Consider the following 20,465-nt stretch of genomic DNA (forward strand, 5'->3'; position numbering starts at 1 on the left):
ACCGGGTGGGGGCTGTGCTGCGGTGGAGCTGGTTATGTCCATGGGATTTCTCCGGTCTGCGGAGGCGGGCCGTGCGCGGCCCGCGCTCCTGGCGCGGCGGTGCACCGGACGGTGCGGCCGGACCCGTCAGGGGCCCGGCCGCACACGGGTCAGGAGAGGTTCGCGACGTTCGCGCGGACCTTCTGCGCGATCTCGGCGGGCAGCGGGGCGTAGCCCAGGCCCTTGAGCACGGACTGGCCGTCCTCGCTCGCGACGTAGGTCAGGAAGGACTTGGTGGCGGCCAGGGTCTCCGGCTTGTTGCCCTTGTCGCCGACGATCTCGTACGTCACCAGGGTGATCGGGTAGGCGCCCTCGGCCTTGGTGGTGTAGTTGAGCTTGAGCGCCAGGTCCGCGCCGCTGCCGACGACCTTCGCCTCGGCGATGGCCTTGGAGGCGTTGTCGGAGGTGGCCTCGACCGGGGCGGCGGCGCCGGTGTTGAGCTTCACCGTCTTGATCGAGTTGGCCGTGGCGTAGGACAGCTCGAAGTAGGAGATGGCGCCCTCGGTCTGCTTGACCTGCGAGGAGACACCGGCGGAGCCGTCAGCCGCCTGGCCGTTCTTCGCGGGCCACGCCTTGGCGGGCGCGTACGGCCACGACTTGTCGGCGGCGGCCTTGAGGTACTTGGTGAAGTTGTCCGTGGTGCCGGACTCGTCCGAGCGGTGGAACGCCTGGATCTTGGTGTCCGGGAGCTTGGCGTCCTTGTTGAGCTTGGCGATCTCCGGGTCGTTCCACTTCTCGATCTTGCCGTCGAAGATCTTGGCGAGGGTGTCCGCGTCCAGGACCAGGTTGTCCACGCCGGAGAGGTGGTAACCGATGGCGATCGGGCCGCCGACCATGGGGAGGTTGATGCCCTGGCCGCCCTTGACGACCTCCTTGGACTTGGTGACCTCCTCCGGCTTCAGCGGCGAGTCGGAGCCCGCGAAGGCGGTCTTGCCCTGGAGGAACTCCTGGATGCCCGCGCCCGAGCCGGTGCCCTTGTAGTTGACCTGGATGTCCTTGCAGGCCGCCGTGAAGTTCTTGATCCACAGGTCCATGGCGTTCTTCTGCGCCGTCGACCCCGAGGCCAGGAGCTGCCCCTTGCCGTCGCACTTGATGTTCCCGGCGGCCTTGGTGGCACCGCCGGTGGAGGTGTCACCGCCGCTGTTGTCGTCGGAGCCGCACGCCGTGAGGACCAGGGCGCCGGAGACGGCGATGGCGCCGAGGGCGACGGCGCGGAGCCGGTTCTTGCGCTGAAGCTTCACTGTCGGGTGTTCCTTCCGGGAGCCGCCGCTGGGGCGGCGTGCGAGAGGTTGATCGGTGCGGGCCGCTGCCCCGAACGGGTGAGGCCCGCACCCTCTGCGAGCGAAATTAGGCAGAACAGGTGAAGCGGCCGAAGGGGCAGAGTTAACGGAGGGTGAACCTCGGCGGACAGGCCGGTAGCCGGTCGTCCGGCCGGTTTTTTCCACAGTGTGACGCAGATCTCTGTCCGTTCTCCGATCGCCGTGACAGCATCCGTTCCTTGCGTGACGGTATGTCAGACCCGGGGCGGAAGCCGTGGAGGTGGCCTGTGAGGCGGAACGGGCAGGGCGGTCGGGACGGACGGAATGGGTACGGGCACGGGTACGGGTACGGCGGGTACGGCGGGTACGGAGGGCGTGGCGGTGGCGGCGGGCGTCTGATCGCCGCGACGGCGCTGATCTGTGTGACGGCGGTGGCCGGTGCGGTGGCACTGCCGAGTACGGCGTACGCGGACCCCCAGCCCCCGGCGCGCAGCCTCGAGGACGTCCACAAGGAGGTCGAGACGCTCTACCGGCAGGCCGAGTCCGCCACCGACGCGTACAACGCGGCGAACGAGGAACAGCGCCTCCAGGAGAAGTCGATCGCCGGGATCGCGCAGCAGGCGGCCGCCGCCCAGGAGCGGATGAACCGGCTCAAGGACCAGGCGGGCGCCCTGGCCCGCGCCCAGTACCGCGAGGGCACACTGCCGCCCCAGGCCAGGCTCCTGCTCACCGCCTCTCCCCGGAACTTCCTGGACGGCCTCGCGCTCACCCACAAGGGAGAGGCGGCCACCCAGGGGCTGATCGCGCAGGTCGCCACCACGCAGAAGGCGCTGGACGGCTACGCGAAGGCCGCGGGCGAGCGCTGGAAGACGCTCGACGCGGAGCGCAAGAAGAAGGAGACGGCGAAGAAGGAGGTCGAGGACAAGCTCGCCGCCGCCAAGGACCTGGAGTCCCGGCTGGAGGAGAAGGAGAAGGAGCGTCTCCGGCAGCTGGAGGAGGACCGGGCCCGCCAGGAGCAGCAGAAGTGGCTCGCCTCCGGCACGGACCGGGGCGTCCCCGTCGAGCAGGTCCTCAAGGACTCCGGCGCCACGGCCACCGACGCGGGGAAGCGGGCGGTCGCCTTCGCGGCGGCGCAGATGGGCAAGGACTACGTGTGGGGGGCGGAGGGGCCGGACACCTTCGACTGCTCGGGCCTGACGCTCAGGGCGTGGGAGGCCGGGGGACGGGCCATACCGCGCACCTCGCAGGAGCAGTGGCGCCAGCTGCCGAAGGTCGATGTCAAGGACATGCGGCCGGGGGACCTGATCATCTACTACGCGGACGCGAGCCACGTCGGTATGTACGTGGGCGACGGCCGGATCGTGCATGCCCCGAGGCCGGGGCGTCAGGTGACGATGGCGGGGGCGGGGTCCATGCCGATTCTTGGTGTGGTCCGGCCGGGGTAGCCCCACTTCTGTGTCTGGGGGCTCCGCCCCCAGGCCCCCTTCGCCAATGGGGGTGCCTCTTGGGCTTGGTCGGCGGCTGCGGGTCCGTTGTGGCTTGTCGCGCAGTTCCCCGCGCCCCTGGCGGGGCGCGGCTGCCTCACACGTGTGACGTGGGGCACCCCTTGAGGGTGATGTTTCTCATCGCGTGTTTATCCCGTCACACCCCAATTGCCGCTCCCGCAAGCGCATATGACAGCGGCGAGTGGCCTCGTTCCATTCCGTTCGAACGGCTCTCCCGCTAGGGTCACGATCGGCGCTCACCGATCGGTGGGCGCCATGTTCTCGGGGGGAACGGAAGGAAGCCGCACCATGTCCGTACCCGCGCCGAGGTCCGCGGAGCCGGCGGGGCCGCCCGCCGCCACGCTCGACGCCGGGCTGACCCTGCTGGTGATCGAAGGCGATCCCGGTGGCTCGCTGTCGGTGCCGGAGATGGCACAGATGCCGGGCCCGGGCGGCAAGCCCGTACGGATTCGCACCGCCCGCAACCTCACCGAGGCCGAGCGGCTGCTCACCGACGACGTGCACTGCATCCTCCTCGACCTCGCCCTGCCGAGCCCCGAGCGCTCCTGCGAGGCGGTGACCTGCGGGCCCGTCGGGTGCGGGCAGCACGCCGCGCCGTCCGTGCCCGAGCAGCAGGACGAACTGGAGGCCCTGCGCCAGGTGCTGCGGCTCGCCCCGTGCCACGCAGTCCTCGCGCTGACCGCCGAGGCGGACGCCGAGCGGGCCGCCGAGGCCGTACGCGTCGGTGCGCAGGACTACCTCTTCCGGGACGAGCTCGACGGGCGGGTCCTCAGCCGGGCCATCCGCTACGCCGTGGAGCGCAAGCGCGCGGACCTCGCGCAGCGGCAGCTCACCGAATCCCGGCTGCGCGCGCAGGAGAACGCCCGGCTGGAGCGCGGCCTGCTGCCGACCCCGCTGCTGGCGGGCTCCGACCTGCGGTTCGCCTCCCGCTACCGGCCGGGCCGCAGCCGCGCCCTGCTGGGCGGCGACTTCTACGACACGGTGCGCACGCCCGACGGCACCGTGCACGCGATGATCGGCGACGTCAGCGGGCACGGCCCGGACGAGGCCGCGCTCGGGGTCGAACTCCGCATAGCGTGGCGGGCCTTGACGCTGGCTGGGCTGTGCGGTGACGAACTGCTCCGCACGCTCCAGCAGGTCCTGGAGCACGAGCGGGCCGACGAGGAGACGTTCGCGACGCTGTGCGCGGTCGACGTCTCACCGGACGGCCGTGTCGCGGGCCTGAGCCTGGCGGGCCACCCGGCCCCGCTGCTCGTGCGCGGGGGCCAGGCGCCGCGCCTGCTGCCGCAGGAAGGCGGCGGCCCGGCGCTCGGGCTGCTCCGGAACGCCTGCTGGCCCCACCGCCGCATCGAACTGGGCGACAGCTGGAGCCTGATGATGTACACGGACGGCCTGATCGAGGGCAAGGTCGGCGACGGCAGCGAGCGCCTCGGCCAGGAGGGCATCCTCGAGCTCGTCACCCGCCAGTTCAAGGAGGGCCTGCGCGGCGAGCCGCTCCTGGACGCGACCGTGACCGAGGTACAGGCGCTGAACGGCGGCGAGTTGACGGACGACTTGGCGGTCCTGCTGCTGGACCGCGGCTGAGGGGCGCGCCCCGTAAGGGGCGCGGAGAACTGCGCGACAAGCCGCGACGGACCCGCAGTCGCCGACCGGGCCCAAGAGGCACCCCAATAGGCGAGGGGGCCCGGGAATCAGCGTCGGGGCCAGCCCCGACGCCCCCGCATCTGCTTGAGCGTGGCGCGTACGTCCACGTAGTAGATGATCGTGGCGACCAGCGAGGCCAGGATCAGCAGGAAGCCGAGGCCGTTGAAGGCGTTCGACAGGGCGACCCAGCCGCCGCCCAGATAGCGGGCGGAGGGCAGGCCCGTGACGACGACCACCAGCGTCAGGACGGTGACCCAGAAGCGTTTCGTCTGCTTGTCGACCGCGCGGAAGGCGTCCTCGCGGGTCGTCGCGGCGTCGAGGAGCCCCAGAAGGGCGAACAGGCACAGCACCCGGGGGAGCCATTCCGCGAGCCAGCTGACGCCGTTGTCGAACCCCTCACGCAACACCTGGCTCACCTCGTGGTCATTTCACTGCGGGCGCTTGCGCCGCCACGGTACCCGGAGAGCGGTCCGGGCGCGTGGTACACGCCCCCGGACCACCCCCGTCGGTGCGCCGCCGCTGACGCTGCTCCCGCTCGCTGCCCCGCTTACTGCTCCTGCGCGTCCGTCTTCTTCGGGGCCGTCCGGCGGGCGGCGGGCTTCCGCGCGGCGGCGGACTTGGTGTCGTCGCCGCCCTGCGCCTCGGTCTCCGTGGCGGGCTTGGCCTCGGCGTCGGCGGCGGCGGGCTCAGGCTCGCGGGCCACCGTGATGTCCACGGCCTGGTCCTCGCCCTCGCCGCGCCACGTCTTCACGGCCACCCGGCCGCGCTCGGCGAACTTCTCGTACTGCTCACCGGCCTTCGCCGCGTAGCCCACGGCCTGGCCGACGCCCTGCAGCAGCAGGTCCTGCGCGGTCTGGCCGATCTTCTTCCGGTCGGTGTCGATGGTGCCGACGATCTCGGTGAACTTGGCGGTCACCGTCGCCTGTGTGTCCTTGGCCCGCTGGGTCACCTTCTGCTGCAGGGCCTTGGGGTCGGTCTTCCGCAGCTGCTCGATGCGCCCGGGCGCGTCGGCGACGGCCTGCTCGACCTTCTCCTTGGTGAAATCGGCGAGGCCCGCCGCGGCGTACAGGGTGTCGACGGTGACCTTGCGGATGTCTTGCGTGGTGGCCATGGCGATGGTCTCCCGGTCAGCTCGAGGGTTTGCTGTCGTCGTCCGTGGCGAGCCCGTTCTCCTTGCGGAAGGACTCGTAGATCTGGAGCAGCACCTGCTTCTGCTGCTCGGTGATCGAGGGGTCAGCGAGGATCACACTGCGGACCTCCGCCTCGTCCCGATCCCGCTCTTCGAGGATTCCGGCCTGCACGTACAAGGTCTCGGCGGAGATCCGCAGCGCCCTCGCGAGCTGCTGCAGGATCTCGGCGCTCGGCTTGCGCAGGCCGCGCTCGATCTGGCTCAGGTACGGATTGGACACTCCGGCGGCATCGGCGAGCTGCCGCAGCGTGAGCTGCGCGTTACGACGCTGCTCCCGCAGGTAGTCGCCGAGGTTGCCGACGTTGAGTGATGCCATGCCGTCGATGCTGCCCCACGTTGCTAACTTTTGCAAGCAGGCGCTTGCAAAAGTGTTAGCGGGCGGGTTGTGGCCGAGTGTGACGTCCAGCGTTAGTTGTCACTTTTCAGCGCTTGTTGTCACTGATTGCTGTCTTGTCTCGACCGATCTGTTCCGGCGACAGTGTCCCGTCGCGTTCTAATTAGCACGGTGGGGTCGGTGGGGGCGTCGGAAAAGGGCCTGGTCACAGGCACCTCGCCGCACGGCCTACCCAGTGGGCCGCCTCCCGCTGCTTCCACGTCCCCGCCGATGCGGACGCCGAGGACTGGATCGCCGTCAAGACAGCCCGCATCCTCCGCGGATACGCCCAGCAGGCCGCCGACGAGATCCGCGCCGAGGCCCTCCTCATCCTCCGCGCCGTCATCAGTAACGACGACTTCCCGGCGTACTGGAACTTCCACGTCCAGGTCGAACACCGACGCCTCCATCCCGCCGCCGACCAGGCCAACTACAAACTCACCGCCTGAACAACGACCTCACCGGAGAAGAGCCGCGCCCCAAGGGAATTGGCGAAGCGGGGTCACTGACTCAGCCGCTTCGTCCCGTGAAGACTCTGGCGCACCCCTGGTCAACTGCCGTGCTCCTTTGTTAGGTTGCGCCGGAACCGACCTTTGGCCACTCCCCCCTTCGGGCCGTAGCGGTCATCTCTCTGATCCGCTGACACCGTTTGGGAGAGTCATGCGCACATTCAGAGTGCGGCACGCCGCGATCGCGGGCGTCGTCGCCCTCGCCGTCGCCGCCGTGCCCACTGTCGCGTCCGGCGTTCAGGAGCAGCCCTCGTCGACGACTGCCGGGAGCGACGCGTTCTACACCTACAACGGCAGCAAGCCGCTGTCCTCGTACAGGCCCGGGGACGTGCTCAAGGTCCGGACGCTGCCATACCACGTCCTGGGTATCGCGACACCCCTCCAGGCGACGCAGCTGCTCTACCGCACCACCGACGAGCAGGGCCACCCGTCCGCAGGCGTGACCTCCGTGCTGCGCAGCCCTGGCGGCGACGGCCGCAAGGTCGTGTCGTACCAGTCGTTCTACGACTCGCTCGACCCCGAAGACGGTCCGTCCCGGGCGGTCGCGGGCAACGTCAAGCTGCCCGGCGGCTTGATCGCGAACGGCGAGTCCACGATCGTGGCGCCGCTCCTGCTGTCCGGCTACGACGTCGTCCTCCCTGACACCGAGGGGCAGGCCGCCCACCTCACGGCCTCCCGCGAGTACGGGTACAACACGCTGGACTCCCTGCGTGCCGCTTCCGGCGCGGCGTCGAGGACCGGCATCAGCCCCGACGCGCGCGTCGGCCTCATGGGCTACTCCGGCGGCGCCGTCGCGACCAACTGGGCCGCCTCCCTCGCGCCCACATACGCCCCTGACGTCAACAAGCGCCTGGTGGGATACGCCGAGGGCGGGGTGCTCGTGAAGCCCTCACACATCCTCAGGTACATCGAAGGCAGTCAGGTGTGGTCCGGGCTCATCCCGGAGTTGCTCATCGGGCAAGCGCGTTCGTACGACTTCGACCTCAAGAAGTACCTGAACGGCTACGGCAAGCAGCTGGTCGACGGGCACCAGCACTCCTCGATCGCCGACGCGCTGGGCCACTACCCCGGTCTGACGTGGAAGAAGATGGCGAAGCCGGAGTACGCGAACCCGAACTCTGTACCCGAGCTCGTCGAGGCGGTCAACAAGACCAACCTCGGCCTGGCACCCACCCCGACCGTCCCCGGCTACATCGGCCAGGGCAACGCCGGCTTCCTCGAGGGAACCACGAGCAACATCGCGGGCATCGGCTCGGGCGACGGCATCACGGTCGCCGGGGACACACGGGCGCTGGCGCGGAAGTACTGCGCCGAGGGCGACGCCGCGGTCTGGTACAAGCAGTACGACGCCCTCAGTCACTTGACCGCACCCACGGCCACGGTGCCCACCGCGCTCGCCTGGCTGCGCGACCGGTTCGCCGGCAAGGAGGCCCCGTCCTCCTGCGGCAGCATCGCCGAGGGCAACTCACTTGCGGCTGACGAGACGGTCCCCGCCGGGTGAGGACCTGACGGGGGCCGCAGCGAACTTCGCCAAGACCGCTTAGTTGGCAGATCCGCAGCCTTTCGCATCCACGGTGGCCGATTCGCACTGGATCTTGCTTCGATCGTGGGGTTTGAGTCCGTGGGATCATCGGGCCGCCGGGTAGGCACGTGATCTCTGTGAAGGGTGGTGGGTGGACATGGCCGCCGACTGGGAATGGGACGACACACTGTTCTCGCACGAGCGCTTCGGTCGGCCGGACGGGAAGGGGCGCGCCCGTGCCGTCCGCCCGCCCGGCTTCGCTGTCAGTACTCCGTGTCATCATGCGGACGCGGCCCGGGGGAGTGGGCCGCGGACTGTTGATTGCCAGGGGGTCGGGGATGGGTGCGGGTACGGAGCCGGACGGTTCGTCCAGGTCCGATGAGGAGTGGGAGCGGTTTCTGCGTGAGTCGGTGGCGGGTGTCGCCGACGCGCCCAAGGAGCCGTCGGCGCGGGCCCGTGATGTGGCGAAGCGGCTGCGCGCGGAGTCCGGTCGCGGCCCGGAGGGGTGGCGCAGCTATACGCCCGCGCGGCCCAAGCGGCGCACGGGCTGGTACGTGGTCGGGTTACTGGCCTCGCTGGTGCTGCTGGTGGTGGCGCTCGCGCCGGGTCGGGTAGTGGACCTGTTCGCCGACGACGACTCCCATGACTCCCATGCGCCCCCGGCGAAGGCGGCCCAACGCCCCACCATGGACGAGCCGTTCCGTGGCTCGCCGGCGGCGGGCTGGGCGAGAGGAGCGGCGGGGATCACCGTGCCGCAGGCCGAGGCGGTCGGCTGGATGAGCGCGGCCGAGGTCGAGCGGGCCCTCGCCCGCAGCCGGGACTTCCTCGTCGCGTCCGGCCTGGACCGCGGGGTGCTGCGGGGCGAGCGCCCCGAGAAGGCGATCGCACTGATCAACCCGCACCAGAAGGACGTCCAGGACCTTCTGGGAACCGCTTTCCGTACCCCGGGCGAGAAACACGACCCCCTCCTCCTCTTCAGCCGCTTCGAGCCCTCCCGCACCCGCCTGGTCGGCGACGACGTGAGGACCCGGGGGCGGCTCACCTACCGGGAGGGCGAGCGCGGCGCGCTCCAGGTGACCGCCGACGTCACCTTCGTCTACCCGGTCACCCGCGCGGACGCGGACGCGGGCGCGGGCGGCGACGGCGCCGGGGACGGCGACGAGATCGTGCGCACGATCGTCCGGCGCGAGCTGGTCCTGAGCTGGGACAACCCCGACAAGGTGCGCACCGAGCCGGGCACGTTCTCGATCGTCTCGTACAAGTACGACATGACCAACGGCGGCTGCGGCGCCCCCACGGGCTACTTCACCCCGCCCTTCGGCAAGGCCCGCCGGGCGGACGGAGCCGGCACGGAGATCGACCCGTACGACCGCAGCGTGCCGGTCGGGAGGGGCGGGTCCTCCGGGGACGCGTGCGGGAGGGCGACGCGGTCCTAGCGGGCGTTACCCGGTGGGGGCCACCCCGGCCCCAGACCGTGGCGGCCTCCCGTACCCGACCCGATCGGGCACAGGATGTCGGGTCCGGGAGGACGCGCGCTGCCTAGCGTGGTGGTCGTCACGAGGAAGGGGACCGGGAGTGCTGGAGCGGCTCAATCGGAGCATGGAGTACATCGAGGAGCGCCTCGACGGGACGATCGACGTGGCCGGACTGGCACGTGTCGCGGCCACCTCGGAGTACCACCTGCGCCGGATGTTCTCCGCGCTGGCGGGGATGCCGCTGTCGGAGTACGTCCGGCGCAGGCGGCTCACCGTCGCGGGTGCCGAGGTGCTCGCGGGGCGGGAGTCGCTGCTGGAGATCGCGGTGCGGTACGGCTACGGCTCGGGCGAGGCGTTCGCGCGGGCGTTCCGGGCCGTGCACGGCGTCGGGCCGGGCGAGGCCCGGCGGACCGGAGCCGCGCTCGTCTCCCAGCCCCGGTTGTCCTTCCGCCTCACCATCGAAGGGAGCAGCAGCATGCGCTATCGCGTAGTGGACCGGCCGGACTTCACCGTCGTCGGCCTCAAGACCCGGGTACCGCTGGTGCACGCGGGGCCGAACCAGCCGATGATCGACTTCATCCGCGGCATCCGTCCGGAAATTGTGGAGCGACTCCACAAACTGTCGGACCAGGAACCGCAGGGCATCGTCTCGGTCTGCGACGACCTGGATCCGAGCCGCGCCGAGGGCACCGAACTCGACTACTACCACGGGGTGATCACGTCCGCGCCCGCTCCCGAGGGCACGACCACCCTGGCCGTCCCGGCGGGCACATGGGCGGTCTTCAGCACCTCCGGACCGATGCCGCAGGCCGTCCAGGAGCTGTGGCGGGACGCGTTCACGGAGTGGTTCCCGTCCAACCCGTACCGCAGCCGCCCCGGCCCCGAGATCCTGCGCACGCGCCTGTCGCCGGACAAGTCCGAGGCCGACGCCGAACTGTGGCTCCCGGTGGAGCGGGAACAGGGCTGAACCGAACGCCCTGTGCGTCGGTTTCCGTGGTCCGCGCTTGTGCTCAGGCGCGGACCGTTCCGTCCCACTGCCACTCCGTGCGGCGCGGCAGGCCGGGGAGCGCCGCGCGGCCCGAGCACCACAGCAGGGTGTCCGCGGGGGTGTGACCTTGCGGTGCCTCGGGGAAGAGGCGGGCTAGGACCGCGGCGCTCAGGTCGTCCGGCGGTGTCCAGTCCGTGCCCAGGGCGCGGGTGATGTCGTAGGTGTGGAGCGTCAGTTCCGTGATGCCCATGGCCGCGAAGCCGGCGGCGTCCGCGTGGCCCCATGGGTGCCAGGCGCGGACGTCGCCCGGGGTGTCCCGGACGGTGGCGGCGAGGAGGGACGCGGCGATGCGGATGCCCTCCAGGCATGCCGGAATGGGTGCTTCCGGGTCTAGGGAGGCGAAGAGGGTGATGTAACGGCCGGTCGGACGGGCGACGAGCAGGCCGGTGTAGCCGGTCAGGCCGAGGGCGAGGTGGTCCAGGACCTTGCGGCAGCTCCAGTCGAGGCCGTGGGCCGGGCGCGACCAGTCCTGTCCGGCCGCGTCGAGGAGCGCGGACAGGCAGGCGTCGGTGGCGGTCGCCAGCAGGTCCGGCCAGGAGGACGGGGGCGAGGGCGAGGGCGAGGAGAGGGACGGGGAAGGCGATGCGGTCGCGGTTCCCGTGGTCCCCGCGGTGTCCAGGGCGGTCACTTCTTCAGCACCTCGATCACGCTCGCGTAGCTGTCGGAGCCGTGGCCCGTCGCCTTGGCCCGCAGCATGAGGGACTTCATGAGCTCCGGCAGCGCGTTGTCCACGCCGCGCGCCTCGGCCGCGTGCAGCAGGTGGTCGACGGCCGCGATCTGGACGTCGACGGTGGCGTCGTCGCCCGGGTACGTCCCGGCGTCCACCTGGGGTGCGTACGTGGTGAGGAAACCGGCCACGGTGGTCAGCCAGCGGATCGCGACGGGGGTGAAGTCCGTGGCCGGGGTCCCCTCCGCGCCGACCATCGCGGTGCCGTGCAGCCAGCCGGTCATGGTGGACCACATCAGCCCGAGCAGGGCCGCGTCGTAGAGGGAGGCGAGGCCCACGTCGGTGCCCAGGTGGACCGGGTCGCCGAGGGCGGTCAGCGTCGGCCGGTGGGTGTCGAGGACGGCCCGCTCGCCGCTGTAGAGGAACATCGTCCCGGGGCTGCCGACGCCCGGCGGAGTCGTCATGATCGCGCCGTCGAGGTAGTCGGCGCCGTGCGCCCGTGCCCACTTCTCGGCCTCGCGGGCCTGCTCCGGGGAGCCGGAGGTGAGGTTGACCAGGGTCCTGCCCGCGAGGGAGCCGGTGACGGGGGCGAGGACGGTGCGCAGCACGTCGTAGTCCAGGACACAGGCGACGATCAGCGGGCTCGCCGTGACCGCCTCCTCGGGCGTCGCGGCGGCGTGGGCGCCGCGGTCGGCCAGGGGCCGGGCCTTGGCGGCCGACCGGTTCCACACCGTGGTCGGATGGCCCCGCTCCAGCAGCGCGGCGGCGAGCGCCGAGCCCATCTGGCCCAGCCCGAGGACGGTGACGGCCTGTCGGTCGGTGGTCATGGCGCAACTCCTTCTGTGCCCGGGGGCTTGCGGTGCGTCTACTGCGTCCGCTGCGTCTACTGCGTCCGCCGCGTTCCCCGGGGCGGTCGATCGGTTGCTCATACGCTCGCAGCGCGCGGTGGCCGAAAACAGTGACACCGGTGACTGCCACCACCAAATTCCTGCCATACGCTGCGCGCATGAGCGCAGGTACCGTCGCCGTGGTCGTCACCGAGGAGATCGGGCTCCCCTCGTGGGACCTCTACGAACTGAGCATCCCGTGCACCGTCTTCGGCAAGCCGCAGCCCGACCTGGCCGATCCCTGGTACGAGATGTGGCTGTGCGGCACCGGCGGGCCCGCCGGGGAGGCCGCTCCGGGCGCCACCGGACTCGCCGTGCGGACGCCGTACGGGCTGGACGACCTCGTGCGCGCCGACACGGTCGTCGTGCCCTCGGTGCCCGACCCCTGCGTCGAGGAGGGCGAGCCGCTGCCCGGGGCGCTCGTCGAGGCCCTGCGGGAGGCACACGCGGCGGGTGCCCGCATGGTCTCCCTGTGCACGGGTGCCTTCGCGCTCGCCGAGGCGGGACTGCTCGACGGGCGCCGTGCCACGGCCCACTGGATGCACACCGCCCAACTCGCCGCCCGCTACCCGAAGGTGCGCGTGGACGACTCGGTGCTGTACGTCGACGACGGTGACGTGCTCACCAGCGCGGGCCTGACCGCCGGGCTGGACCTGTGTCTCCACCTCGTACGCCGCGACCTCGGTGCCCACGTCGCCAACCAGCTGGCCCGCAGGATGGTGGTGCCCGCGCACCGGCCCGGCGGCCAGGCGCAGTTCATCGAGCTGCCCGTGCCCGAGGAGCGGGACGCGGGGCTGGCGCCCGTCCTGGACTGGGCCCGTGCCCACCTGGACCGGCCGCTGACCGTGCAGGATCTGGCGCGGCGGGCCGCGATGAGCCCGCGGACGTTCTACCGGCGGCTCCAGGCGGCCACGGGCACGACGCCGCTGCAGTGGCTCCTCACGCAGCGTCTGGGGCGGGCCCGCGCCCTGCTGGAGTCGACCGACCTGCCGGTCGAGAGGATCGGGGAGCTCAGCGGGCTGGGGACCGCCAACAATCTCCGCCACCACTTCCTCGGGCAGGTCGGCGTGACGCCGAGTGACTACCGGAGGGCGTTTCCCCGGACGGCAGCGCCCGTGTGAGGGGCGCGATCCGCTGGGTAGGGTCGGCAGGGTGGAGATCAGGGGCCCTTTCGTCAAACCGGTGGATCAACGGCATCCGCTGAGCAGCTCGGCCTCGGCGATCGTCTGGCTGGCCCTGTGCGTGGCCGCGGTGGCCGGTGCCGTGTGGACGTTCGTCGTCGGGGTGCCCGACCAGATGGCGGAGGAGCGCGCCTTCCGGTCCGCCGCGGTGTGCGCTGAGCCGCCGGCCGAAGCGCGCACGGACTGCCGCTGGGACCGCGATTTCGTCATCTCGGGCATCCGCACGGGCAGCAAGAGGAACGAAGCGGTCCTGACCGACGCTGTCACCGGGGCCCGGCACACCCGGGTGTTCCACGCCGACGGACCGCTCCTCGGCAAGCTGAGGGACGGGGAGAGCGTGACGGGCACCGTCTGGGGTGGGGCTGTCGTGGAGATCGCGGCCCGGGGGGCCACGCAGGCCACCGTCATGAAGCCGACCGAGGGCAGTACGTCCTCGACACTGCTGGGCGGCGGGATCGGGCTCGGCGCCGGAGGGCTGCTGGCCGGGTCCGTGTTGGTCCGGCGACTGCGCCAGGGTGCCGACAAGCGCGAGCCCACCAAGCCGATGAGCTACGTCCTGCGGCTCGCCGTCGGACTCGGCCTCTCCGGGGTCGTGGCATCGCTCGCCGCGGACGCGCTGCACGCGGGCCTCTGGCCGGTTCCCGTCATCTGGGCGGCACTCGCCACGGTGCTGACCGCGCTGACCGTATGGGCCGTCCGCAGACATGCGGCGCGCACGGCACCGGTGGCCCGTACGGGGACGTACCGCATGACCACAGGACACGCTCACGCGTCGAGCACGGCCAGCTCCAGCCGCTGAAGGCGCGCGGGATCGGCCAGCACCTCGTACGCCGCGACCCGGTCGCCCTCGACCGTGAAGGTCAGGGCGAACAGCAGCCGCCCGTACGGGGCCACGACCACGCCCACCACGCCGTCGACGAGCGCCGCTTCCGCGTACCGCGCCCTGCGGCCGAAGACGGCGACGCCCTCCGCCACACCGCGCGCGCCCCGTACGTCCGTCGCGGCACCCGGCGGCACGGCGGCGGCATCGGCGCGGCGCACGGCGTCGGGGGCCAGTACCGCGAGGATCGCGTCCATGTCGCCGCCGCGCGCGGCGGCGAGGAAGGCGTCGACCACCCGCCGCTGCCGCGCGAGCTCGGCGGCGGGCACGGCCGCCGTGCCGCGCACTTTCCGCCGCGCGCGGCTGGCGAGTTTTTTCGTGGTGACCGGTGAGCGGTCCACGATGGGCGCGATCCGGTCGAACGGCACGGCGAAGGTGTCGTGCAGGACGAACGCGACGCGCTCCGCGGGAGTCAGCCGGTCGAGGACGACGAGCAGCGCGCGGCCCACGGAATCGGCCAGCAGCGCCTCCCGCTCCGGGTCGGCCCCGCCGTCGGTGTCCCGAGCCCGCTCGGGCAGCCGTTCACCGACCAGGTCCTCGCGCCGGGAGGCGCGGGCACGCAGCATGTCGAGGCACACACGGGAGACGACGGTCTGCAGCCAGGCGGCCAGATTTCCGACGGCGGAGACATCGCTGCGGCTGAGTTTCAGCCAGGTCTCCTGCACGGCGTCCTCCGCCTCGACGGAGGAACCGAGCATCCGGTGGGCGACCGCCCGCAGGTGGCTCCGGTGCGCCTCGAACCGCTCCGCGAGCTGCTGCTGTCCGTCCATGGGTCACCTTTCCCCGCCGGCTCCCGTCGGTCTTGTGAAGCGCCTGTGACGACGAGGAGATGCTCATCATGACCGTGACCACGACGGGAACCACGACCGGGGCCAGGACCGGGGCCAAGACTGGGACCGCGACGCGTTCCGCCGGCCCGGACCAGCCATTGCTGCGGAGCGCCGATTTCGGGGACCTCCGGCTGCCCAACCGCGTGGTGATGGCCCCGACCACGCGCGCCCGCGCGGCCAACGCCGGGCTGGTGCCCACGGAGCTGCACGTCGCCTACTACGCCCAGCGGGCCGCCGCCGGGCTGATCGTCACGGAGGGCACCTGGGTCGGCGAGCGGGCCATCGGCTTCGTGAACGTCCCGGGGATCTACAGCGAGGAGCAGGTCGAAGGCTGGCGGCGCGTCACGGACGTCGTGCACGCCCTCGGCGGCCGTATCGTCCTGCAGCTCTGGCACACCGGCGCCGCCTCGCACCCCGACCACCACGGAGGCAGGCCGCCCATGGGGCCGTCGGCGGTCGACCCGCGGGAGAAGTCGTTCACGTCGCGCGGCTTCCAGGACACCGTCACCCCCAGGGAGATGACCGCCGCGGACATCGGGGCGACCGTCGCGGAGTACGCGGCGGCCGCGGAGAACGCCCGCCGCGCGGGCTTCGACGGGGTGGAGGTCCACGCCATCGGCCCGTTCCTGCTGCCGCAGTTCCTCAACCCGCGGCTGAACCGCCGCACCGACGCGTACGGCGGCGACCGCGCGCGACGGCGCCGCCTGCTGCTGGAGGTCCTCGACGCGGTCGCCGACCCGTGGCAGGGGCGCCGCGCGGGCGTCCGCCTGTCGCCGTACTGGACCTCGGGGCTGTTCACACCGGACGAGGAGACGCTCGCCGACTACGACGAGCTCGTGGCGGAGCTCGACGAGCGCCCCGTCGCCTATCTGCACCTGCGCGGACGGGACCTCGCGGAGCCGGGGGCCGCCCCCGACCTCGACGCGTTCGCCCGCTACCGGCGGCTGTTCCACGGTCCCTTGATCGCCAACAACGGCTTCGACCGCGAGTCCGGGAACGCCGCCGTCGAGGCGGGCGTCGCCGACGCCGTGGGCTTCGCGACCCACTTCATCGCCAACCCGGACCTCGTCGCGCGGTTCGCCATGGGGCACGGGCTCGCGCAGGGGGACCGGGCCACCTTCTACAGCGGCGGGGCGGAGGGGTACGTGGACTATCCGGCGATGGAGTGGCGGGGCTGAGGCCACTGGGTGTCACATGGTGCCACGCGGCGCCCGGTGTTGCCGCGTGGCACCATGTGGCGCCATTTTCGTACCCGCCGAAGTGTGGGAGCGTGTGTGGCCCTGCCTCTGCTCAGGTCGCCAAATTCTTATTTACGCAGGTCAGGGCGGTCTTTTTGAAGCTCGACCTGGTGTGGTGCCACTTCGGGCTTGCGTGTGGCGCCATATGGCGCCATCATGGCGTCATGGACCTCACTCCGTATGTCGACACCCTCCGCCGCGAACTCGCGGTGGCCGCAGAGGCCGGCGGGGAGGACGCCCGCGAGCTGGCCGAGAGGCTCACCGCTCCCCTGGAGTCGGCGACCCGGCTGACCATGCTCAACGTGCTCTCCGCCGCGATGGACGAGATCACCCGCGAACTCGCCCCCGGCTCGGTCGACGTACGGCTGCGCGGGCTGGACCCCGATTTCGTGGTGACGCTGCCGCCCGCGGACGGCGGCGCCCCCGCGGGGCCGGCCGAGCCCGTCGAGCCGCTCAGGACCCCGGCCCCGGCCCCGGCCGACGGCGACGAGGGTGGCACCGCTCGCGTCAATCTCCGTCTGCCGGCGCATCTCAAGGTCCGTGCCGAGGAGGCCGCGAGCCAGGCGGGCCTGTCGGTCAACGCGTGGCTGGTGCGGGCCGTTTCGGCCGCGGTCGACGGCGGCGCGCGGCCGCGTACGGCGGAGAAGACCCGGAGCGTCGGACAGAGCTTCACCGGCTGGGTGCGTTAGCGCTCCGCTGGACTACCGGTACGTCAACTGCGGGTGCTTCGTGGCTGGTCGCGCCCACGCGGCGGAGCCGCATGACGCAACACTGCCCCGCGCCCCTTGGGGCGCTGCCACACCGTACCCATACCAAGGACCCATAAGGACGGTACAGTCATGCCTTCTTTCGCCACTTCCGAACCGATTACGGTCACGGCGCACGTGGAGGCCGGTTCCATCCGGTTCGTCGCCGGTGACCGCCTCGACACCGTCGTCGACGCGCAGCCCCGCGACCCGAAGAAGGACCTGGACGTGCGGGCGGCCGACCAGACCGAGGTCACGTACGCCAACGGTGTGCTGACCGTCAGGACGCCCAAGCCGCGCTACCTCGTCGGGCGCACGGGCGTCGTCGATGTGACGGTCGAACTGCCCACGGGCTCGCGCGTCGACATGACCGGCGCCTGGACCCAGGTGGTCGGCGAGGGCCGGCTCGGCGAGGTCCGTGTGAAGACCTCGTCCGGCGACGTCCGTCTCGACACCACCGGCCCGCTGACGCTGACCGCTTCCCACGGCTCGATCACCGTGGACCGGGTCGAGGGCGCGGCCGAGATCACCACCAGCACCGGCAGCCTGCGCGTCGGCTTCGTCGACGGCTCCGCCGTCCTGAAGAACTCGCACGGCACCACGACCGTCGGCGCCGCGACCGGCGAGCTGCGGGTGAAGAACGCCAACGGTGACATCGAGATCCGGCGCGCCGAGGACTCGGTCACCGCCACCACCGCCCACGGCACCCTGCGCGTGGGTGAAGTGGCCCGTGGCACCGTCCAGCTGGAGACTTCCTACGGCGCCATCGAGGTCGGCGTCCGCGAGGGCACGGCCGCCTGGCTCGACGCCGGCTCGGGCTCCGGGCAGGTGCGCAACGCGCTCACCGCGTCCGAGGCCCCGGAGCGGACCGAGGACACCGTCACGATCCGCGCCCGCACCCGGCACGGCAACATCGACGTCCTGCGCGCCCGCGCCGACGCCTGAGCGACGGCCCCGCCCCGCCCCGCCCCGCTCCGAACTCTCCCACTCGACCAGCACTTTCAGCCTTCAGCCTTCAACGGGAGGGCGCCATGCGCGCATCTGTCATGCCCACGTCCAATCGCGCGGGCGGTCCGCAGCCGCCCGTCGCCGTCTCCGCCCTCGGTCTGCGCAAGTCGTACGGCGACAGGACCGTGCTCGACGGCATCGATCTGCGGATCCCGGCCGGGTCCGTGTTCGCGCTGCTCGGGCCCAACGGCGCCGGCAAGACCACCGTCGTGAAGATCCTCTCCACGCTCGTCACCGCCGACGGCGGACAGGCCCAGGTCGCGGGCCACGACATCGCCACGTCCCCGGACGGGGTACGTGCCGCGATCGGCGTCACCGGCCAGTTCTCCGCCGTCGACGGGCTGATCACCGGCGAGGAGAACATGCTCCTCATGGCGGACCTGCACCACCTGTCCAAGCGCGAGGGGCGGCGGGTCGCCGCCGAGCTGCTGGAGCGGTTCGACCTGACCGACGTCGCCAGGAAGCCCGCCCAGAGCTACTCCGGCGGCATGAAGCGCCGCCTGGACATCGCCATGACCCTGGTCGGCGACCCGCGGATCATCTTCCTCGACGAGCCGACCACCGGTCTCGACCCGCGCTCCCGCCACAACATGTGGCAGATCGTCCGCGAGCTCGTCTCCGGCGGCGTCACCGTCTTCCTCACCACCCAGTACCTGGAGGAGGCCGACGAGCTCGCCGACCGTATCGCCGTGCTGAACGGCGGCAGGATCGCCGCCGAGGGCACCGCCGACGAGCTGAAGCGGATCGTCCCCGGCGGACACGTGCGACTCCGCTTCGCCGACCCGGGCGCGTACCGGTCCGCCGCTCTCACCCTGCGCGACGCCACCCTTCCCGAGGACCCCGGCTCCGCCGAGGCGCTGACGCTGCGGATCCCCAGCGACGGCAGCCAGCGCGAGCTGCGCTCCATCCTCGACTGGCTGGACGCCGCCGGCATCGAGGCCGACGAGCTGACCGTTCACACCCCCGACCTCGACGACGTCTTCTTCGCCCTGACCGGCTCCGGCCGGCCGAACCAGCCCGAGGAGGCTGTCCGATGAGCACCCCCCTGACTCCCGCCCGCCCGGCCCGGATCTCCCTCGCCGTGCGCGACTCGTCCACGATGCTGCGGCGCAACCTCCTGCACGCGCGCCGCTATCCGTCGATGACCCTGAACCTCCTGCTGACGCCGATCATGATGCTGCTGCTCTTCGTCTACGTCTTCGGCGACGTGATGAGCTCCGGCATGGGAGGCGGCCACGCGGACCGCTCCGAGTACATCGCGTACGTCGTCCCGGGCATCCTGCTGATGACCATCGGCGGCACCCTGGTCGGCACCGCGGTGTCCGTCGCCAACGACATGGCCGAGGGCATCACCGCCCGCTTCCGCACGATGGCGATCCACCGCGGGTCCGTGCTCTTCGGGCACGTCGTCGGCAGTGTGCTGCAGGCGATCATCAGCGTGGTCCTCGTCGGCGCCGTCGGCGTCGCCATCGGCTTCCGGTCCGATGCCGGCGTCCTGGCGTGGATCGCGGCGTTCGGGCTGCTCGCGCTGGTCGCCCTGGCGTTCACCTGGATCGCGGTCGGGATGGGCATGGCCAGCCCGAACGCCGAGGCGGCCAGCAACAACGCGATGCCGCTGATCCTTCTGCCGCTCATCTCCAGCGCCTTCGTCCCCGTCGACGCGATGCCCGGCTGGTTCCGGCCGATCGCCGAGTACCAGCCGTTCACGCCCGCCATCGAGACGCTCCGCGGCCTGCTGCTCGGCACGGAGATCGGCGACAACTGGTGGATCACCGTCGTCTGGTGCCTGGCCCTGGCGGCGCTCGGTTACCGCTGGTCGAAGGCGCGGTTCGACCGCGACCCGAAGTAGGCGGCACGGGCGCGCGGGCGCCTTGGGACCTGGCGGGGACGCCGGTGGGATAAGGGATGATCCGTGACATGAGTGCGACTGCCGCCGACTACGTCTGGTTCGAGGAAGGCTTTCCGGAGCTCGCCGAGGCGTATTGCTTCACCTTGGTGCGGGGGGTCGCGCCCGACGAGCTGTTGCGGCGGCTCGGAGGACGGGAGGAGAAGACGCCCGGCGGGCTGGACGCCTTCGTGGACGCGGCGTTCGACCTGCACGAATCCGGCGATGAGGACGGGGGCGAGGGCGAACACGGGTCGCGGCAGTTCGTGGCCATGACCTCCGTCGGCGGGTGGACGCTGATGATCGAGCCCAACGGGTACGTCGGGGTCACGGAGGACAGGGCGCTGGTCGCGTCGGCGGGGACGTGCTGGGTGTCCCACTTCGTGAACATCGACGGCGTCGACTCGTTCCTGTGGGCGGAGGACACGGCCAGACGGCTGAGTTTCGAGCCGACGTTCCCGGATCACCGTTACGGATCGACGCCCGACGCCGCGCTGGCGGAGATGGAAGAGGCCGGTTTCCCCCTCGGGCGGGAGGAGCCGGAGGGGACGGAGAAGCCGGCCCGGTCCAGCGCGTGCAG

21 protein-coding genes are annotated in these 20,465 nt (G+C 71.6%); 13 read left to right on the plus strand and 8 right to left on the minus strand.

What is annotated here, in order from left to right:
* Window positions 1–149: 149 nt before the first annotated feature.
* On the minus strand, window positions 150–1,280 hold the full coding sequence (gene pstS / locus K6I34_RS09810; RefSeq protein WP_229324302.1) for a phosphate ABC transporter substrate-binding protein PstS: 1,131 nt from the start codon (window positions 1,278–1,280) through the stop codon (window positions 150–152).
* Between the two features lie 461 nt (window positions 1,281–1,741).
* Between pstS and K6I34_RS09815 the strand changes: the two genes are divergently transcribed.
* Both K6I34_RS09815 and K6I34_RS09820 read left to right on the plus strand, forming a co-directional pair.
* Window positions 1,742–2,743, plus strand: coding sequence for a C40 family peptidase (locus K6I34_RS09815; protein WP_229324304.1), 1,002 nt, complete (start codon window positions 1,742–1,744; stop codon window positions 2,741–2,743).
* 348 nt (window positions 2,744–3,091) lie between these two features.
* Entirely contained in the window at window positions 3,092–4,387 is a 1,296-nt protein-coding gene (locus K6I34_RS09820) for a PP2C family protein-serine/threonine phosphatase (RefSeq protein WP_229324306.1), read from the plus strand.
* A gap of 107 nt (window positions 4,388–4,494) precedes the next feature.
* Here K6I34_RS09820 and K6I34_RS09825 read toward each other — a convergent pair whose 3' ends face one another.
* From K6I34_RS09825 to K6I34_RS09840, 4 genes are all read right to left on the minus strand, one after another.
* A complete protein-coding gene (locus K6I34_RS09825; protein ID WP_229324308.1) occupies window positions 4,495–4,863 on the minus strand; it encodes a DUF2516 family protein in 369 nt (122 codons plus the stop codon).
* A gap of 131 nt (window positions 4,864–4,994) precedes the next feature.
* The gene (locus K6I34_RS09830) at window positions 4,995–5,558 is read right to left on the minus strand and encodes a hypothetical protein (RefSeq protein ID WP_229324310.1); all 564 of its coding nucleotides are present in this window, start codon (window positions 5,556–5,558) and stop codon (window positions 4,995–4,997) included.
* A gap of 16 nt (window positions 5,559–5,574) precedes the next feature.
* Window positions 5,575–5,952 carry a helix-turn-helix domain-containing protein gene (locus tag K6I34_RS09835; RefSeq protein WP_229324312.1) on the minus strand — a complete coding sequence of 126 codons (378 nt, stop codon included), beginning with the start codon at window positions 5,950–5,952 and terminating at the stop codon, window positions 5,575–5,577.
* Window positions 5,953–6,071: 119 nt separating this feature from the next.
* Entirely contained in the window at window positions 6,072–6,407 is a 336-nt protein-coding gene (locus K6I34_RS09840) for a hypothetical protein (RefSeq protein WP_229324314.1), read from the minus strand.
* A 262-nt stretch (window positions 6,408–6,669) separates the two neighbouring features.
* Between K6I34_RS09840 and K6I34_RS09845 the strand changes: the two genes are divergently transcribed.
* The 3 genes from K6I34_RS09845 (at window position 6,670) to K6I34_RS09855 (ending at window position 10,482) form a co-directional block, all read left to right on the plus strand.
* Window positions 6,670–8,019: a lipase family protein gene (locus K6I34_RS09845; RefSeq protein WP_229324316.1), complete on the plus strand. Its 1,350-nt coding sequence runs from the start codon at window positions 6,670–6,672 to the stop codon at window positions 8,017–8,019.
* A 359-nt stretch (window positions 8,020–8,378) separates the two neighbouring features.
* Window positions 8,379–9,476 carry a hypothetical protein gene (locus tag K6I34_RS09850; protein WP_229324317.1) on the plus strand — a complete coding sequence of 366 codons (1,098 nt, stop codon included), beginning with the start codon at window positions 8,379–8,381 and terminating at the stop codon, window positions 9,474–9,476.
* A 139-nt stretch (window positions 9,477–9,615) separates the two neighbouring features.
* Window positions 9,616–10,482: an AraC family transcriptional regulator gene (locus K6I34_RS09855; RefSeq protein ID WP_229324319.1), complete on the plus strand. Its 867-nt coding sequence runs from the start codon at window positions 9,616–9,618 to the stop codon at window positions 10,480–10,482.
* Window positions 10,483–10,525: 43 nt separating this feature from the next.
* Here K6I34_RS09855 and K6I34_RS09860 read toward each other — a convergent pair whose 3' ends face one another.
* Window positions 10,526–11,191, minus strand: a complete 666-nt coding sequence (locus K6I34_RS09860; protein ID WP_374230866.1) for a maleylpyruvate isomerase N-terminal domain-containing protein — start codon at window positions 11,189–11,191, stop codon at window positions 10,526–10,528.
* Complete coding sequence (locus tag K6I34_RS09865) at window positions 11,188–12,057, minus strand: NAD(P)-dependent oxidoreductase (RefSeq protein WP_229324321.1); 870 nt, start codon at window positions 12,055–12,057, stop codon at window positions 11,188–11,190. Before K6I34_RS09865 ends, K6I34_RS09860 begins: the two co-directional genes overlap by 4 nt.
* A gap of 179 nt (window positions 12,058–12,236) precedes the next feature.
* Here K6I34_RS09865 and K6I34_RS09870 point away from each other — a divergent pair, with 179 nt between their 5' ends.
* Together K6I34_RS09870 and K6I34_RS09875 are read left to right on the plus strand one after the other, a co-directional pair.
* Window positions 12,237–13,238 carry a GlxA family transcriptional regulator gene (locus K6I34_RS09870; RefSeq protein ID WP_229324323.1) on the plus strand — a complete coding sequence of 334 codons (1,002 nt, stop codon included), beginning with the start codon at window positions 12,237–12,239 and terminating at the stop codon, window positions 13,236–13,238.
* A 61-nt stretch (window positions 13,239–13,299) separates the two neighbouring features.
* Window positions 13,300–14,097: a hypothetical protein gene (locus tag K6I34_RS09875; protein ID WP_229324326.1), complete on the plus strand. Its 798-nt coding sequence runs from the start codon at window positions 13,300–13,302 to the stop codon at window positions 14,095–14,097.
* Here the strand turns inward: K6I34_RS09875 and K6I34_RS09880 are convergent.
* Window positions 14,064–14,948: a sigma-70 family RNA polymerase sigma factor gene (locus tag K6I34_RS09880; protein ID WP_229324328.1), complete on the minus strand. Its 885-nt coding sequence runs from the start codon at window positions 14,946–14,948 to the stop codon at window positions 14,064–14,066. The genes K6I34_RS09875 and K6I34_RS09880 overlap by 34 nt on opposite strands.
* A 68-nt stretch (window positions 14,949–15,016) precedes the next feature.
* Between K6I34_RS09880 and K6I34_RS09885 the strand changes: the two genes are divergently transcribed.
* From K6I34_RS09885 to K6I34_RS09910, 6 genes are all read left to right on the plus strand, one after another.
* On the plus strand, window positions 15,017–16,186 hold the full coding sequence (locus K6I34_RS09885) for an alkene reductase (RefSeq protein WP_229324330.1): 1,170 nt from the start codon (window positions 15,017–15,019) through the stop codon (window positions 16,184–16,186).
* Between the two features lie 224 nt (window positions 16,187–16,410).
* The gene (locus K6I34_RS09890; RefSeq protein ID WP_229324332.1) at window positions 16,411–16,935 is read left to right on the plus strand and encodes a hypothetical protein; all 525 of its coding nucleotides are present in this window, start codon (window positions 16,411–16,413) and stop codon (window positions 16,933–16,935) included.
* Between the two features lie 150 nt (window positions 16,936–17,085).
* Complete coding sequence (locus K6I34_RS09895; protein WP_229324334.1) at window positions 17,086–17,937, plus strand: DUF4097 family beta strand repeat-containing protein; 852 nt, start codon at window positions 17,086–17,088, stop codon at window positions 17,935–17,937.
* 86 nt (window positions 17,938–18,023) lie between these two features.
* Window positions 18,024–19,037 (plus strand): ATP-binding cassette domain-containing protein, encoded by a 1,014-nt coding sequence (locus tag K6I34_RS09900; protein WP_229324336.1) that lies wholly within the window; start codon window positions 18,024–18,026, stop codon window positions 19,035–19,037.
* Window positions 19,034–19,849, plus strand: coding sequence for an ABC transporter permease (locus K6I34_RS09905; protein WP_229324338.1), 816 nt, complete (start codon window positions 19,034–19,036; stop codon window positions 19,847–19,849). Before K6I34_RS09900 ends, K6I34_RS09905 begins: the two co-directional genes overlap by 4 nt.
* A gap of 68 nt (window positions 19,850–19,917) precedes the next feature.
* Window positions 19,918–20,465: DUF6461 domain-containing protein (locus K6I34_RS09910; RefSeq protein WP_229324340.1), on the plus strand; the 548-nt coding region annotated here is incomplete at its 3' end.

This window comes from Streptomyces sp. UNOC14_S4 (genome assembly GCF_020740835.1).
Taxonomy (GTDB): Bacteria; Actinomycetota; Actinomycetes; order Streptomycetales; family Streptomycetaceae; genus Streptomyces.

Coding starts and splice junctions, on each gene's coding strand:
- K6I34_RS09845 (WP_229324316.1), top strand. CDS start 6,670: ATGCGCACATTCAGAGTGCGGCACGCCGCGATCGCGGGCGTCGTCGCC.
- K6I34_RS09880 (WP_229324328.1), bottom strand. CDS start 14,948: ATGGACGGACAGCAGCAGCTCGCGGAGCGGTTCGAGGCGCACCGGAGC.
- K6I34_RS09890 (WP_229324332.1), top strand. CDS start 16,411: ATGGACCTCACTCCGTATGTCGACACCCTCCGCCGCGAACTCGCGGTG.
- K6I34_RS09895 (WP_229324334.1), top strand. CDS start 17,086: ATGCCTTCTTTCGCCACTTCCGAACCGATTACGGTCACGGCGCACGTG.
- K6I34_RS09850 (WP_229324317.1), top strand. CDS start 8,379: ATGGGTGCGGGTACGGAGCCGGACGGTTCGTCCAGGTCCGATGAGGAG.
- K6I34_RS09905 (WP_229324338.1), top strand. CDS start 19,034: ATGAGCACCCCCCTGACTCCCGCCCGCCCGGCCCGGATCTCCCTCGCC.
- K6I34_RS09865 (WP_229324321.1), bottom strand. CDS start 12,057: ATGACCACCGACCGACAGGCCGTCACCGTCCTCGGGCTGGGCCAGATG.
- K6I34_RS09820 (WP_229324306.1), top strand. CDS start 3,092: ATGTCCGTACCCGCGCCGAGGTCCGCGGAGCCGGCGGGGCCGCCCGCC.
- K6I34_RS09835 (WP_229324312.1), bottom strand. CDS start 5,952: ATGGCATCACTCAACGTCGGCAACCTCGGCGACTACCTGCGGGAGCAG.
- K6I34_RS09900 (WP_229324336.1), top strand. CDS start 18,024: ATGCGCGCATCTGTCATGCCCACGTCCAATCGCGCGGGCGGTCCGCAG.
- K6I34_RS09885 (WP_229324330.1), top strand. CDS start 15,017: ATGACCGTGACCACGACGGGAACCACGACCGGGGCCAGGACCGGGGCC.
- K6I34_RS09830 (WP_229324310.1), bottom strand. CDS start 5,558: ATGGCCACCACGCAAGACATCCGCAAGGTCACCGTCGACACCCTGTAC.
- K6I34_RS09870 (WP_229324323.1), top strand. CDS start 12,237: ATGAGCGCAGGTACCGTCGCCGTGGTCGTCACCGAGGAGATCGGGCTC.